Here is a 15,296-nt window from a genome sequence, read left to right on the forward strand (position 1 = left end):
TATATGTTCCTGAACAGGCCAAAAATTCGAAACAGCCGTTGCCCCTGATTTTGTTGTGTTGTGGTCATGGCGGCCATGGCAAGCTGAATCCGGGGTATCAAGCGGCGGCGATCCGACTTGCTCGACAAGGTGCTTATGTACTGGTTCCCGACGTGATGGGCCATGGGGAACGACATGGGATGGGCCATGCTTCCGTAGTCCACCCGTTCGCCTGTGGAATAAGCTTCCAAGGATTGATCGCGATGGAAACGTTGGCATGGATCGAATGGGCGCTCCAGGACAGTCGATTCGATGAAAGCAGGCTAGGGGCGATAGGAAATTCGGGTGGCGGTACGCTTACGTGCTTTCTGGCTGCGATCAGCGACAAATTGGCCGTGCTCTCCTCATCCGGATATCCGTCTACTTTCGAGTATGTTGCGCGTTGCAAGGAACGAGGGCATTGCAGCTGCAATATTATTCCGGATATCGTCGGGGAACTGGAAATGTGGCAATTGTATGGAGCTTTCGCTCCGAAGCCCTTGTTTTTGTTCCAGGGAGATCTCGATCGCATTTTTCCCCAAGATCTATTTTATACGGTCATGCGAAAGGTGAAATACGCTTACGCCGAAGTCGGAGCCGAACAATGGTTTCAATATGCCGCTTATCCCGGTACTCACTCATGGGATTCGTACAGGAGGATGAAATTGTCCGAATTTATGGCGGAGCATCTGGGACTGCTGCCTGCGGAAGAAATGGAGGATGATACCCGGGACGTGTTGGACGAATCCCAGCATTGCTGGGAAACGGTACCCGAGCATGCCATTACGACAAACGAGCTCGCCATGCGTTTAAGCGGCAAACGATTTCCCGATGATGTGCAGCTTTGGGATGTGTATCCTCCCAAGCAGACGGGCGCTCCCATTGACGAGGCTGCATTGCTTAATTGCTCGCATCGGCAAGTGCTTGCCCAGTTCGAAGCTTTTTTGAAAAAGTAGACAGACACTCTACGGATTTGGTCGAAAATACAGAGACAAAGGGAGATTCCAACTCATGGTACAAATCAAAGGATTTATGTATGACGTTTCGGATGGAATGAAGGGCGGCGCGGACTACATTGAAAAGATGATGGTTCGCTTGTCCGGTTATGGCTACAACATGCTCGTGCTTTATCTCGAACATTGCTTTCAATTTCCTTCGCATCCGGCAATCGGAACGAACGAAAGCCTGACTCCGGCGGATATTCAGCGGTTGGATGAGGTGGCCGCAAAGCTCGGCATGGATCTGGTTCCTCTTGTAAACATAGCCGGGCATACGGAAGGGTTTGGCTTTCTGGAGGCTTACAAGCATATGTGCGCAGACCCGACAGGCCAGACTCGAGCCGTCGGACAATTGCTTGTCGACAGCAAGGACTCCTTGCAGCTGCTGGAAGAGTTGTATGCGGATATTTTTGCCACGTTCAAATCCAAATATATTCATATTGGCGCCGATGAAATTTACACGAAATACCAATTGTTGGATATTCCCGAGGAGCAGCGCTTTGCCATAGCGGCGGACCGCGTCATCCATATGATCGAGTTGGTGAAGCGAAAAGGGCGCATTCCGCTGCTGTGGGGCGATATGTTTTTGAAAAACGAGGAGACGATCGCCCGAATCCCGGATGAAGCGATCATTTGCGACTGGGCCTACTTCTCCGATCCGCAATTCAAAGGTTTGAGCAATGTGAAAAGCCAACAAACGCTCAAAAATGCCGGCAAAAAAACAGTCGCGTTTCCAGCAATCAACCATTTCTACGGAAACCCGGTCGTATCCGTCAACAGCACGATGAATATTACCGCATTTTATCAAGACCATCTCGATGTTTTCGGTGACGAGGCGCTGGGCACTATTCTTTGCGTATGGGGGACGGAGGCGGGGACTTTCTTCACGACCTCCTGGCCGTGGCTCTATTTGCAAGGCAAGCTGTTCGCCGGGGAAAAAAGCCAGGGTATGGATTTTATGCGCGAGTATACTCGTCTGGAATGGGGAGTCGATACCAACGGTTTGGCAGAGTGGTATGATCTGGTGGACGTTCAGGTACAGAAGGTGCTGCTGTTTGAAGCGATCACCGACGATGGCGTGAGAAACGCGGTCCAGGGCTACAACAATCGGCCGTATAAGCTGCTTCGTCTGTTTGTTCGCGATGTGTTCCGGATGGAGAACCCGTTGCCGGTTCTCAACGATGCACGCAAATGGATGACGCCCAAGGTCAGAGCGGAGCTCCGGACGATTTTTGAAAAAGCCGTCCATGTTGCCGAGAGGATGCACAGCCAGGCGCAGAGCCGGCAGGAAGAGCCGCGTATGCTGCTGGAATGGACACATTTGTTTATCCATGTCCTGAACCTGCTCGATCAGCTGGAACAAGCCGGTTTGCATTACAACCAGGCGGCCAGGCATCAAGGATTGGATCAGGAGCGTTACGCCTCCAGTCTTGCGGATTGTGTGAAATGCTTGCGTCAGATGGAGCAAACGATGGGGGCGCTGATCCGCTGGGCAGAGTTGTCCATCGAATTGGAAGACAGCGCCGACTATGAATCGTGGTGGGTGCGGGAAGGACAAGGCCATATCCGCAGAATGGCGGACGAGTTGGAAACGGGCAAGAGCGGCCGACGCGGACTCGTCAACTTCGAAGTGTTTATCCGCATCAATCCGTCGGTTCCGTTTGCGGGACGCCGATGGAAGATGCTGGCGCATTAATAGGTTAGTTGTCGTTTTTGCTGATCCGCGACATTCGCGGATTTTTTTTCTTACGATATATGTTCGGCATGCAAAACCTGCGCTACTATATGGAATGAAGGCAGACTTTGTATCGAAATGGAGGAACGGCATTATGAAAGTAAGCGATTTGGAACGTTTTCAAGTGAGTATTTACGATACGAAGGACCAACTGAAGCAGCATATCTATACGCGTTCGACGGACGCTTTTGCTGCGGGTGACCGGGCCAGAGACAATATCGCAACCATTGAGCAGTTGGAAAAACATCTAAACCTTATGCGCGAGTCGTTCATCCGTTCGATCGGCGGCCTGCCACCGTTCGATACGCCACTTCATCCGCAAACGACCGGGACTTGGCGCGGCGACGGGTACTCGGTCGAAAACGTGATGTTCGAATCAAGGCACGGGCAATGGGTGACGGGCAATCTGTACATTCCGGACGGACTCGATTCGCCTTCCGGCGCCGTCTTGCATTTGTGCGGACATAACCCGATGGCCAAGCAAGCCGATCTGTATCAGACGGTGTCGCTGCATCTCGTTCGCGCCGGTTTGATCGTGCTGACGATTGATCCTATCGGTCAAGGCGAGCGGCTAAGCTATTACGATCGCGAGACGGGAAAGACTCATGTTGCTCCATCGATTCGGGAACATGAGCATGTCGGCAGACAGTGCTTGCCGCTTGGCGATAACCTCGTCCGTTACTTTATTCATGACTCGATTCGGGCGATCGATTATTTGTGCGCGCGTCCAGAGGTCGACCCGGCCAAAATCGGAGTCACCGGCTGCTCCGGCGGAGGCACGCAAACGAGCCTGATGATGCTGTGCGATTCTCGTATCGCCGCCGCAGCGCCGGCCGCCTTTCTGATGAACCGGGAAACGTACATGCATGCCGGGCAGGCGCAGGATGCAGAGCAAATATGGCCCGGGATGTCGAAACTGGGGCTGGATCATGAGGATTTGCTGATGTCGATGGCACCTCGACCCGTGCTTGTGTTGGCGGCAGAGTACGATTTCTTCCCTATAGAAGGCACGAGAAGAACCGTGGAACGGACCAAGCGATTTTGGGAGCTGTTCGGGGAGCCGGATCATTTGCAGCTATTTGAAGACGCGGATGTTCACACGTATTCGCCGCCGATGGCGAAGGCAGCCGCCGCTTTTTTCAGCGAGTGTTTGCTGGACAAGGTTCCCGATTGCTTTTGGGAGCACATCGAGCCGATCGAACCCGAGAGGCTGCAGTGCACGGCAAGCGGGCAAGTTCGCGGCGATCGGGTCGAGGTGCGCGGCGTCCATGAGGAGAATCTGAGCCGTCTGGCGGAACTGGATAACGACACCGCTTCCCGGCCGGATCACGAAAGGAGGGATCAGGCGTTAGCCTGGCTGCGCGACCGCGTGTACAGCGAACGCAAACCAGGCTCGCTGAATCCCCGGCGATTGCCGCTGGGGTCGCTGGACGACGAGGAGTTGACAGTGGAAAGCCTCCTTTGGTGGAGCCAGACGGGACTGTTCAATCACGGATTTATGTTCCGCAGCAAAGACGGCGTGGATCAGGCCGCACCGGTCACGATCGCCCTGTGGCAGCGAGGCACTAGAAGTATAGAAGCGCATCTGGACTGGCTTCGCCAAGCATGCAGGGCCGGGCGGGCGGTACTCGTCCTGGACGTATCCGGCGACGGGGCGATAACTCCGAACAGCATCACCGCAAAAGGCGGCATCCATGAATTTTACGGTACAGTCCATAAATTGACGACCGACCTGTTCTGGCTGGATGATAGCCTGGCCGCTCTCAGGATATTCGATGTGGTGCGCTCGATTGATCTAGTCGAGCTGCTTGGCGGGAAGACCAACGCAGATATTCGGTTGTACGCGGAAGGAAGGTTCAGTTTGTACGCGGAGCTGGCGGAAGTGCTGGACGGGCGGCTAAAGCTTGTCGAGATCGAGAACGGCGTCGACAGCATGGCGGAATGGGTAGGCTCGCGCTACTATGATGCTTTGGATAGCGAGGCCGTTCTTCTCCCCGGCATGCTGCGCTACTTCGATCTGCCCGATCTGCGGCGTTGGCGGGCCAGCACACCTAGCAATCGGGATTAATCTGATAAATAGTAACAACAATCGGTCACATCGGGAGAGAGCGAATATGGAAAAACCGTACTCGGTCGCCATTATCGGCGCGGGTCAAATCGTAAAGATACATTTGGAAGCGATACGCAAGACCGACAGAAGCCGGGTGACGGCAATCGCCGATCTCGTGGAATCGAGGGCGCGGGAGTGGGCGGCGGAACACGGCGCCACCGCATATACGGATTACCGGGACATGGTTCTGAAGGAAAAACCGGATATCGTCATCATCAATTTGCCGCATTTCTTGCATCGTCCGGCGGCGATCTGGTGTGCCGAGCAAGGCTGCCATGTGCTGCTCGAGAAGCCGATGGCGCTGAACGCGGCGGAGTGCATGGAAATTATCGAGGCCGGGAAGCGGAACGGCGTGCTGATCGCCATCGGGCACATGCAGCAGTTTTTCGCGGAGCATGTCGCGGCCAAAGCGTTAATCCAGTCCGGCGAGCTCGGGGAACTGGTCGAGATCAGCGACCGGCGATGCGGCGCCTATTTCCGCGAAAGCCGGCCCGAATGGTTTCTGGATAAAGAACGGTCGGGAGGCGGGGTCGTCATCAATTTGGGCAGCCATTCCATCGACCGGATCCAATGGATGACCGGCAGCCGCATCGTCAAGGTGAAGGCGAAGCTGACGCATTACGGGCAGCGGGGAAATGTCGAAGGCAGCGGTTCCCTGTTCATGGAAACGTCGGAGGGGGTGCCGGTCCATGCGACGATAGGCGGCTATGACAATGCCCCGGAAAACGAGACGGTTCTTCTGTTCACGAAAGGCACTCTTCGAATCCGTCAGCGCAAAGAGCTGCTCCTGAGCAAGGGAGGCGCTTATGAGCCGGTGCCCGTCCCGAAGCTTGCCGATCCGTTTATCGGGCAATGGACCGCGCTGCTCGATGCGGTGGAGCATGGCACGGAGTTGACGATTTCCGGCGAATACGGATTATCCGTCCTGGAGGTAGTGGAAGCGGCGTACCGGTCGCATGAGACGGGAACGGAGCAGCCAGTTCTATCCACTTCGGCGACTAACTCAAAAATTAAGCCCCAGGCTTGTGCCTGGGAGAATTGAACATTCGATGAAGGAATACGCTTGTCGGATATATCAAATAATTCATGGAGCGTTATTTCACTGTTCAGGTCCTATTCAGGTTAAGCACATCCATCCAGTGTTACATAGGAGGTCTTCGGATAAACGGCGTTCTGATCGAAGAGCTTCTTCAGCTGCACAACCCGCAGTAGCTGCGGCAGGTTGACGCGTAATATAAGGGTTTATTGTTAACGTTTCATATATGTAGGAGGCTGAGGCTGCCGACGGGATCGGCGGCCTCGCTGTGCTTTCTGGCCTGATAATCTGGTATCAACGGGAGCGAAGTTTTGTCTGAATCATACTTTAAATTCGTATTATAACTATTTATTGCTCAATACAATATTAAATAATATAAGCTCGATGCGGTGGAGCATGGCACGGAGTTGACGATTTACGGCGAATACGGATTATCCGTCATAGAGGTCGTGGAAGCGGCGTACCGGTCGCATGAGACGGGAATTGCCGAGCGTAAGAGGCGATCTGCTCAAGAAGCTGGAGCGAATCGGAGAAGCGAGGGAGTAGTTCGAAAGAGCGGCTTCGATGACGCGGAATGCCATGGAACGCGAGCTTTTGCTGAAGCGAGCCGCTGAATGCGAAGTCAAAGAAGAGGCCGGCCGAAGATGAGCGTGTCACCGAATGCGGCCGCCAATGAACCATAGGAGATGTGCGTGAATGAAAGTTCATTTGCGTCTCCTATGGTTTTTTGTTTTTCCCCGCAACTGCGGCCGAGATTACGCCGTTAGCCGGCGGCAACTTGAGCAGCGTGTTTTCCTTCGTCCATGAAGGCAAAGGTTATGTCGTGAAAATGAGCGATTTGGAAGGCGCTTACAAGACGGAAGGTTATGTCTCTGACTTGCTGTCGGGTCATTGACCTTTAGGAAGGTCGGTGATTATGTCACTGCCTTCCCTCTGCCGACATTACTCGGTCTCATCGGTAATACGCGGTGATCCGACTCCCTGTCCATCATTTGATATTCTCCCTTGTGATCGGTTGTTTGTCATCGAGCGACTTCAACGTATCAATATGCCATGAAGATTTGAGAAACCGTGCAGAAGGAACGACTATTGTTTATGATTTGTTTATATCTTTTAGCTTTGGAATTTAGATATGTATCTTATCCTTGATTTATTAGGCAAGACTAAAATCAGAGGGAGAATACATGTGATGTTCTCTGCATTGGCGGTATTTGGACATGTTATTGGATGGCTTGGCATACTGACGAGTTTGTACGGAGCCTATTTTGTGATTCTTGCAGTTTGGGGAGAGGTGAGGAAAAGAAAAGCCTCGATAAAAGCACGGCCGTCTGTTACGCGATTCGCATTGGTAGTGCCGGCTCGAAATGAAGAAGCCGTTATCGGCAATTTGATAAACAGTTTGCAGCAACAAAACTATCCGGCTGATTTATACACGATTTACATAGCTCCTAACAATTGCACGGACAATACCCACGTAATCGCCGCTGCGCAAGGCGCTGAAATTTTTAATCCGTTCGGGGAAATTCGAACCAAAGGCGACGTTCTTTCCCAATTCGTAAAGAAGTACATGTATGACAAACGATATGATGCGATCTGCGTATTTGATGCTGATAATGTTGTGCATTCGGATTTCTTGCAAAAGATGAACAATGCAAGACTTGCAGGCGCTCATATCGCGCAAGGATTCAAAGACAGCAAAAATCCTTTGGACAGCGCGGTTGCCTTAAGTTATTCCATTTATTATTGGATCATTGGCCGATTTTATAATGCCAGCAGGGAAGTGTTGAATCTTTCAGGCTTTGTAATGGGTACCGGGTATATGGTCACGACCGCGTTCCTTGAAAAGATAGGCGGATGGAACACAAAAACCATTTCGGAAGATTATGAGTTCACCGCGCAATGCGTTCTCGCCGGTGAAAGAGTGCATTATGTTTCCGGGGCCATCGTTTACGACGAGCAGCCGCTTACCTTTGGCCAATCATGGAAGCAACGCAGACGATGGAGCACGGGCGCCTTCGAGTGTTCGCGTTATTATCTGAAGGATTTATTAAAACAATCCGTTCGTCGCAAATGCAGAGTATGCTTCGATGTGGCTGTCACCTACATGGGGCCAATCCTTTTTATTATTTCGTTAATTGCAGCCATGAGCCAAGCGGTTGTTAGGGGTAGCAACATGCATGTTTACTCCCTGCAGCTATTGTCGGCCGTTTTGTTAGCGGGAATATTGCTGTTCATTCTGCTAGCGGTTTGCATCGAATACAAAAGTACCAGGCGGACCCTTCGAGGGTTCGGCATAGGGGCAAGCTCTTTTGGCCTGTTATTGTTAAGCTGGACAGTCATCAATATTGTGACCATTGTTAAGAAAAAGAGAAAATGGGAAGTTATTGCTCATACAAGAGCTATCACGATCAGGGATGAGGTTCATCATTCTTTGCGACGAACGGTGCATGAAAGGTAGTAAAATGATGAATCGCACCTATATTGTAAATCTCAGCTAACAGAAAAGCATTTTCAAGATTTAATGAACTTATACAATGAAGCGTCATGGACAAAGACAAGAACGAGTGATGAAGTTCGAGAGATGATTGATAACTCGTATATATTTGGTGACTTGCGGGCGAACGTGAAACAAAGTGCATAAAACATGAAGGAATTGGCCATAGGCAAGGAAGCGGCAATTTAATACGATAAGTGCAAGCTCCCGCGACATCGGCGGAGGTCGGCGGAGACCCGCATGTACAAACGACTTGCGGGACGGGGGGACAAACGAATAGTTATCGAATAAACCGGAAAGGAAGGTCATCATGGCAAACACGGTTCCTACCTTAATACCGGCGCCGAAGCAGATGCGCTATCACGGAAATCTCCAGCTGGACAAAAGCCGGACCGTGATCGTGGAAGCGGGGGAGCGGGCGGCTCCTGTGACACAAACGGCTTCACGCCAACTGACCGCTTGGCTGTCCAACCATTGGAGCGGCAAAAATGTGGCGCCGCCCTTTGATGCCGAGGAGCATGCTAATGCTGAAGGGGACCGCTCTTACCGGATTTGGCTATCGGAAACGACAGTTGAACGGGAAGCCGCGACTGTACCGAAAACGGCCGCAGGAACGGAGCTGAGAACCGAATCGGAAAGGTGCTCCTCAATTCAACGAGCCCGGTCATTCACTGTTGCTGCCCCGACTGTACCCGCCTATTTCGGCAGTCAATGAGTGGGGAGAGACGACAGGCTCGGGCTATTCGTTGATGCATCCGGACACGTTTCCCATGCTGAAACGGATACTCAAGCGGGTAATCGATCGTTACATGCTGCCCTACGGGCAAAATTGGTTTCATATCGGCATGGACGAAATATCCCGCTGGTGCAAGACAGACTTGCAAAAGCATTCCCCGCGCGAGCTATTGGAGCTTTATTTGGTTGAAATCGGGCGGTATTTGCTCGATAACGGAATGGAAAAGGTGATTGTTTGGCACGATATGGCCGACAGCTTGACCGGATTCGACGAATCGTTCGAGTTGGTTCTGGAGAGAAGCGGGCTTGCCGGGAAAGTCGTCATTCAATGGTGGAATTACACCATGCCGGTTTTTCCGGTCAAAGCGGTTCGGGGCGCGGAAGGCTGGGTAGCGCCGAGCACGGGCTGGCTGCCGGGCATGTTTTATCAGGACAATGTGGACAACATTGAAAATATGATCAACGAAGGGGTGGAGCATTCCTTCCGAGGCGCGGTAGCCTATGCTTTGTATTCGCCCAGCTTTCGCAGGAATACGGCCTGCCTGGCAGAGAAAAGCTGGAATACGCGGAAAAGGGACATCGCCGATTTCGACCGCCAGTATGCCGGCTGGATCGTAGCTAACGAGGCGGAACGCTGGGCCAAAGGCATGGGCGCGATGCGCAAGCTGTTCGAATATTCGTCCACGTTTGTGCTGCTGCTGGAAATCGGCGTATTTTCGGGTAATTCCGATTCTTACCGCCCCTATCCGGCAAGAATCATCCGCAGCGTTCTGGCAACGGACGGTACGCATAAGGCATTCAGGGTGACGCGCACGCTGGCCCGCAATGCACTGCTGGCGTTTGAGCGAGGCAGCCCGGCAGCGGGCAAGGAATACGAGCTTGAGGTCATCCGGTTCGAATGCAGGAGGGTCATCGGGCTGATCGACGCGCTACTAGGGCTTGTTGATGCCGTTCGCGCCTACGAACGGATCGCTCGTGGCCCCGCGGCGGGGCGGAGTGGGCTCGGCGCCATCGGCGAGCGGCTGGAACGGGATTTGGAAGCGCTCGATGTGCTGCTTGCCGAGATGCAGACCGTCTTGCCCGCTTACATGGTGTATGTCGGATGGAGGGAATATGGGTTTCTCCGGGAAGCAATCCGGGCGCAAGCCGAACAGCTGGGACATCTTGCCGGAGACCGGGCCGTTCTAAGTGGCGAGGTCAGCCTCCCGCCCTCTGTTGTTTGTAAGGCGCATTGTCTATAGAAAATAAAGAGTACAATCGACATAATCAATGTGTTCCGCATCAAAGCCGAGTGTGTTATAGAAGTGATACGGTAGCGGCTCAAGCTGCAAGTCCATGAAAATGCACCTCGCAAATAGGTAATTTTGGTCGTATAGGTACTTCCATTTTACTTTTTGCTCCGGTGCGTTTTTGTTTTTTATCCGACTTTATGAGCTTTTTGAACAGGCTCTGTTACAACAAAGACAAGATGGTTCTGCAGAAAAATCCGAATAAGAGGCAGGCGATTCATCTGATTTATGGAAATGTGGAGCTATTTAATGTAGCTGAAGCGGTTGCTGTTCCGGGTCGAGCAGGCGTGCTGCTGCAGCGGATACCAGAATCGGTGCGGAGCCGATTGCGCGATGCCTCACAGCGGCAATATCGGCAGGCTTCCGGTGTCGAGCTTCGCTTTGTGAACGAAAGAGGGCCGGCGCAAATCACACTCGCAAGCTACCGCGGCAGCGTACAGGCATATTTATATTTCGGCAATTTTGCCGCTGGCAGCTTTACGGTTACCGAGGAGCCGACCGCGATCGAGTGCGCTTTGCCGTCGCCGCATTTTTTGTTCCGCGATGACTTTCATGGCTCGGACTATCCGTTCTCTCCGAGGGTCGTCAGGTTGCTGTTCAAAGGAGGCGAGGTTCACCTTTTGAAAGCGCAGGGAGAAGGACTGAGGCCTCCACTGCCGTCAGAGCTGCCGAAGTTGCGTTATATGGCTTATGGGACCTCCATCACGCAAGGCGACGCCTCGGGGCTCAGCTATGTCAACCAAACCGCATGGAGGCTTCTCGCGGACGCCTTGAATCTGGGAGCGTCGGGAACGGCCTATTGCGAGCCGGAGTTGGCGGACTATATGGCGAAAAGGGACGATTGGAATATCGCTTCATTATGCATTTCCGTGAACATGCTGAATCAAGGCGTATCGGGCGAGGAGTTTCAGGCTAAGGCGCGGTATATGGTTCGAACCATCGCCGAACGGAACCCCGACAAGCCGCTTGTATGCATCGGGCTGTTTCCTTCCTTTCATGATCTAGGCTACAGTTGGCCCAACCGTATTCACGCATCCACAGCGGATGAATACCGCAGCATCCTGAGAGACATCGCCGCCGATCCACTGCTGCAGAACACGCATTATATCGATGGTCAGGAGCTCCTGACTAGTTTCAATGGCTTATCGCACGATTTGCTGCACCCTAGCGATCAGGGAATGATCGAAATCGGCGAGCATTTGGCAAAGTTTATGAGGAAGCTTATTTGTAGGAGTATGTAAATATTACAATTGGAAAGGTAAGCGTCAAATCCAACCCGCCGCGAGAGAGGTTTGAGGCCAGATTTTTTATGATCCACGACAATCGACTGGACAATTTTCCAATCTCGGCGTAGAGTTCGTTGATCTGATGCTTAATAAATTCCGCCTTTTTCGTATTATGAGGTTAGCCGGATTTTACTGGTTGACCTCATTATCATTAAGTGGTTTAGTACCGGTAGCCGGGGTAGAACGTCTCTGCCAGGGTGCTTTGACCTCGTGCGCTAAAAACTGTTCACCCCTGCTGAAATAGAGTGCATGAAAAACGAAGTCTGCGTGCATAGAAAATGAAAACGGTTTCGAATACGATTAGATAGTTAACGTTTACTATTATTTCTAGGGGGTTTTAAAATGAAAACCAAACTTATGGCGGCATCGGCATTATGTGTTTTACTTGCAAGTTCTTGCAGTGGGCCAAAGGATGCAAACGGGGGGCAAGGAGCAGATCCGACACCATCGGTAAAGAAGCAAGAGCCTGTAACCGTAACTGCGGCGATAGACGGGACGTACGACGAGCAATTCGCGGAAACCTTAAGCCGACATGTTAAGAATAAGTATCCGAACGTAACATTGGATATGCTTAATTCAAACGGGGGCAACAAACTGGACAATCTGCTTGCCAGCAATATGATTCCGGACATTATTTTCACTTACAACGGCAACCTGAAATCCTACAAAGACAAAGGACTGCTTTATGATCTGAAGTCGCTTATGAAAGAAGCGAACGTACCCGAGGAGCGTTTCGAAGCCAACTACATGGCCGATATACGTAACGCGGTGGATGGCAATGCCATAAATGGGCTTCCATACGAAACGACATTTCACGCATTGTTTTATAACAAAGGAATCTTCGATATGTTTGGTGTGCCTTACCCGAAGGCGGGCATGACTTGGGACGATGTATACGAGTTGGCCAAACGTGTGACACGCCAGGAAGGCGGCGTGCAATATCGCGGGGTCGACCCCGGCAGCGGGGTGATCTGGATTTCGCAGCCATTGTCGATTGCGGCGGTAGACTACAGAACAGAGAAAGCTTCCGTGAAGTCGGATCAATGGAGGATGATCTTTGAGCTGGTTAAAAAAATGTACGACATTCCGGGCAATACTCCTGTAGGCGCGCCGCTGGATCAATTTACGAAAACAAAGACGCTTGCCATGATAGGACAACTGAATATTTTCGGCCGATTGGCGGATGCCGAAAAAGAAGGCATGGACTGGGACGTAACGCAGTATCCGAGCTTCAAGGAACGTCCAAATACGTTTGGGAATGCAAGCGTATCCGTGGCAATCATCACACAGACGAGCAAGCATAAGGAAGCGGCGATGCAAGTATTGGACGTATTGACATCCGATGCATACCAGACCGAACGTACCCGCGGAGGCGCTATCACAACTTTGCGCAGTCCGGGAGTGAAAGCCGAATTTGGCAAAGACGTCCCGTCGCTTACGGGCAAGCATGTGGAAGATATTTTTAAAAGCAAGCCGGTGCCGTATCCTACTGCCTCCATGTACCGTTCCAAGGCCGAAAGCTTGTTGAAAAAGGAATTCGATAAATTTGCAGCCGGCGGCATGGATGTAAATACGGCGCTAAACCAGGCGGATGAAGCGATCAACAAATTAATCGAAGCAGAACGGATCAAATAAGCTTTGCGACATAAATCAATCGGACAAAAGCGCCTGCACCGTCAAAACGGCTAAAGGGCGCTTTTGCTCATAAGTGATGCGCTTTGCGATATTGCGAAGGGCTCATATGCATCTTTTTGGAAAATATACGGCTAACGTATAGCCCGCTTTCATAGCCGCATTTTGCGGCGATCTGCTCAAGCGTCAAAGTAGTTTCGGCGAGCAAACGGCACACGCGTCTGAGACGCAAGGCGGACAAATAATCCGAAGGCGTTGCCTGGTAGACCGAGCGAAACCGGCGGGTAAATTGTACAGGACTAAGTCCAAGCTCATCGGAAATACGTCTGATGCTGACAGTTGAGGCCAGATTGTCCCGCAGCCATTGTTCGGCGTGTTCCATCAGAGCGTCCGGCCGCGGCATGTGGCTGCCCTGGCTTCCCTCCTCCTTCTCCACCGCATGTAGCTGCCATATATCTTGCAGCAGCAATCGCTTGCGTTGCAGGCCGAGCTCATCCTTGTCTATTCGCCATCGTTCCATATATGAACAGGAAGATAGTACACGGCCCCAGTCCTGAATAATCAGCTTGCCCGCCATGCCTGGCAAGAGCGATTGATCTTCCCGAATTTCGTCTCCATCGGGTATGAATAATCGGAAGTAGATCGACAGAAAGGACAAGGGCTCCAAAACTTCCCGCTCAAAAGGGATATCCGGCGGGCAGAGCAACAGTTCACCCGAACCCGCAATGCCTTGTTTGGTCGCAATACGAAAACGAAGGCTGCCCTTTTCGATGACGAATAAGGTCCATAGCTGATTGCTGTCTTTGTTGAATTGAAATTCGCTCTTATTGTTCCATCTCGTTACAATAAGTACTTGCGGAAGAAGTTGTTCCATGCGCCATTTTTGCATCCCCGTTCCAACTCCCTTGTCAAACCAATTGTAAAAGGGAAGCCACTAACGGATGGCTTCCTGAATTGGCACTTGTTTGCCGGATGGGCCCGGCGGCAAAACGCGGGTTTTGCCGGTAGCATTGCGCGATGACGGCAATTTGCCGACGCACCTGCTGCGGCGTTACTTCCAACTCTTTTCCGCAGGCAAGCGTATTGTACAACATCTCGTAAAAGGCCGTTCCCATGGAAGCGACGACGTCCCCTTGCTCCCAACTGCCTTCATGCCAAGTCAATGTCTCTTTGCAGGAAGCGGGGGTCCCGTCGGGGTTGAACATGTCAATCGGACGCCGCGGCGTGTCTACGAAGAGCATTGCGGTTCACCGTCTTCGCTTGGCTCATAATAACATTATAGCAGAAGCAAGAAACGTATAGGTAGATAAAGTGCCGATTGCCTTCGTTGTTTCCTCTTTGCGATAGTAACTAGCGAATAGAATAGTGAAGCAACCCACATCGCGGCGGCAGCTCCGGCAAGCGCACGCAGGATGAGAATCCATGTTAGCTCATGCGTAATGAGGATGCCCAGCCCGGCGAGAGCGGAGAAGAAAAGCCCGAATAATAAAAATTTTCCGTTTGTGGAAACGGTCCGATACGATGCCCACCGGAATACGCAGCAGCATTCGACTCAGGCAGTAAGCTGGATTTGGGCCTGCTGACGTTCTTATCGACATTCCGACTGCGGTAGCGGCGTGGATTGGGTTAAGGAGACTGTCCGGCGACACAAACATAGATGCTTTAATATCCCGTTAATTAGGGCTTTTTTATTTGAAAGCACATGTTTGTGTCGCAGTGTCACGACACAAACATATGTGCATAACCGTTTTACGACACAATCATATGCGCATAATCGCGGTAGGCTTTTCGTATATCGAAAGCGGCAGCTTATTAAGTTAAAGAGTAACGATAGTTCAAAACCAAAACGGCTGCCGCGGGGCAGCCGTCATTGCGCGAACGGGCAGTTTAGTGCAACCTTTTTTTGACTTGGCGCTTCGCGCACGACGAATTCAAATGGGGTTACCAGTGGAGCGATACCGAT

At 51.8% G+C, this 15,296-nt stretch carries 11 protein-coding genes and 1 pseudogene; 10 read left to right on the top strand and 2 right to left on the bottom strand.

Going from position 1 to position 15,296, the window contains the following annotated elements; translation table 11 throughout:
* The first annotated feature begins 242 nt into the window (after positions 1 to 242).
* From FE784_RS42595 to FE784_RS03650, 10 genes and pseudogenes are all read left to right on the top strand, one after another.
* The gene (locus FE784_RS42595) at positions 243 to 974 is read left to right on the top strand and encodes an alpha/beta hydrolase family protein (protein WP_218103741.1); all 732 of its coding nucleotides are present in this window, start codon (positions 243 to 245) and stop codon (positions 972 to 974) included.
* 55 nt (positions 975 to 1,029) lie between these two features.
* Positions 1,030 to 2,712 carry a family 20 glycosylhydrolase gene (locus FE784_RS03610; RefSeq protein ID WP_139600747.1) on the top strand — a complete coding sequence of 561 codons (1,683 nt, stop codon included), beginning with the start codon at positions 1,030 to 1,032 and terminating at the stop codon, positions 2,710 to 2,712.
* A 133-nt stretch (positions 2,713 to 2,845) separates the two neighbouring features.
* Complete coding sequence (locus FE784_RS03615) at positions 2,846 to 4,819, top strand: alpha/beta hydrolase family protein (protein ID WP_176705946.1); 1,974 nt, start codon at positions 2,846 to 2,848, stop codon at positions 4,817 to 4,819.
* 46 nt (positions 4,820 to 4,865) lie between these two features.
* On the top strand, positions 4,866 to 5,903 hold the full coding sequence (locus tag FE784_RS03620; protein ID WP_139600749.1) for a Gfo/Idh/MocA family protein: 1,038 nt from the start codon (positions 4,866 to 4,868) through the stop codon (positions 5,901 to 5,903).
* A 477-nt stretch (positions 5,904 to 6,380) separates the two neighbouring features.
* Positions 6,381 to 6,545: pseudogene (locus FE784_RS42765) on the top strand (RNA polymerase subunit sigma-24); the annotation flags it as partial.
* Positions 6,546 to 7,086: 541 nt separating this feature from the next.
* Entirely contained in the window at positions 7,087 to 8,355 is a 1,269-nt protein-coding gene (locus FE784_RS03630; protein WP_246131891.1) for a glycosyltransferase family 2 protein, read from the top strand.
* Positions 8,356 to 8,701: 346 nt separating this feature from the next.
* The gene (locus FE784_RS03635; RefSeq protein WP_139600751.1) at positions 8,702 to 9,106 is read left to right on the top strand and encodes a hypothetical protein; all 405 of its coding nucleotides are present in this window, start codon (positions 8,702 to 8,704) and stop codon (positions 9,104 to 9,106) included.
* Positions 9,066 to 10,367, top strand: a complete 1,302-nt coding sequence (locus FE784_RS03640) for a hypothetical protein (protein ID WP_246131888.1) — start codon at positions 9,066 to 9,068, stop codon at positions 10,365 to 10,367. The genes FE784_RS03635 and FE784_RS03640 overlap by 41 nt, the downstream gene beginning before the upstream one ends.
* Before the next feature lie 227 nt (positions 10,368 to 10,594).
* The gene (locus FE784_RS03645) at positions 10,595 to 11,656 is read left to right on the top strand and encodes a GDSL-type esterase/lipase family protein (RefSeq protein ID WP_176705948.1); all 1,062 of its coding nucleotides are present in this window, start codon (positions 10,595 to 10,597) and stop codon (positions 11,654 to 11,656) included.
* Between the two features lie 387 nt (positions 11,657 to 12,043).
* A complete protein-coding gene (locus tag FE784_RS03650) occupies positions 12,044 to 13,336 on the top strand; it encodes an ABC transporter substrate-binding protein (RefSeq protein ID WP_139600754.1) in 1,293 nt (430 codons plus the stop codon).
* Positions 13,337 to 13,403: 67 nt separating this feature from the next.
* Here the strand turns inward: FE784_RS03650 and FE784_RS03655 are convergent, their stop codons facing one another.
* Together FE784_RS03655 and FE784_RS03660 are read right to left on the bottom strand one after the other, a co-directional pair.
* Positions 13,404 to 14,222, bottom strand: a complete 819-nt coding sequence (locus FE784_RS03655; protein ID WP_139600755.1) for a helix-turn-helix domain-containing protein — start codon at positions 14,220 to 14,222, stop codon at positions 13,404 to 13,406.
* A 19-nt stretch (positions 14,223 to 14,241) separates the two neighbouring features.
* Positions 14,242 to 14,574 (bottom strand): hypothetical protein, encoded by a 333-nt coding sequence (locus tag FE784_RS03660; RefSeq protein ID WP_139600756.1) that lies wholly within the window; start codon positions 14,572 to 14,574, stop codon positions 14,242 to 14,244.
* Positions 14,575 to 15,296 lie beyond the last annotated feature (722 nt).

Source organism: Paenibacillus hemerocallicola (assembly GCF_006265175.1).
In the GTDB taxonomy this organism is placed as follows: Bacteria; Bacillota; Bacilli; order Paenibacillales; family NBRC-103111; genus Paenibacillus_AB; species Paenibacillus_AB hemerocallicola.

Coding starts and splice junctions, on each gene's coding strand:
- FE784_RS03620 (WP_139600749.1), top strand. CDS start 4,866: ATGGAAAAACCGTACTCGGTCGCCATTATCGGCGCGGGTCAAATCGTA.
- FE784_RS03655 (WP_139600755.1), bottom strand. CDS start 14,222: ATGCAAAAATGGCGCATGGAACAACTTCTTCCGCAAGTACTTATTGTA.
- FE784_RS03660 (WP_139600756.1), bottom strand. CDS start 14,574: ATGCTCTTCGTAGACACGCCGCGGCGTCCGATTGACATGTTCAACCCC.
- FE784_RS03635 (WP_139600751.1), top strand. CDS start 8,702: ATGGCAAACACGGTTCCTACCTTAATACCGGCGCCGAAGCAGATGCGC.
- FE784_RS03645 (WP_176705948.1), top strand. CDS start 10,595: ATGGTTCTGCAGAAAAATCCGAATAAGAGGCAGGCGATTCATCTGATT.
- FE784_RS03630 (WP_246131891.1), top strand. CDS start 7,087: ATGTTCTCTGCATTGGCGGTATTTGGACATGTTATTGGATGGCTTGGC.
- FE784_RS42595 (WP_218103741.1), top strand. CDS start 243: ATGGAAACGTTGGCATGGATCGAATGGGCGCTCCAGGACAGTCGATTC.
- FE784_RS03615 (WP_176705946.1), top strand. CDS start 2,846: ATGAAAGTAAGCGATTTGGAACGTTTTCAAGTGAGTATTTACGATACG.
- FE784_RS03610 (WP_139600747.1), top strand. CDS start 1,030: ATGGTACAAATCAAAGGATTTATGTATGACGTTTCGGATGGAATGAAG.
- FE784_RS03650 (WP_139600754.1), top strand. CDS start 12,044: ATGAAAACCAAACTTATGGCGGCATCGGCATTATGTGTTTTACTTGCA.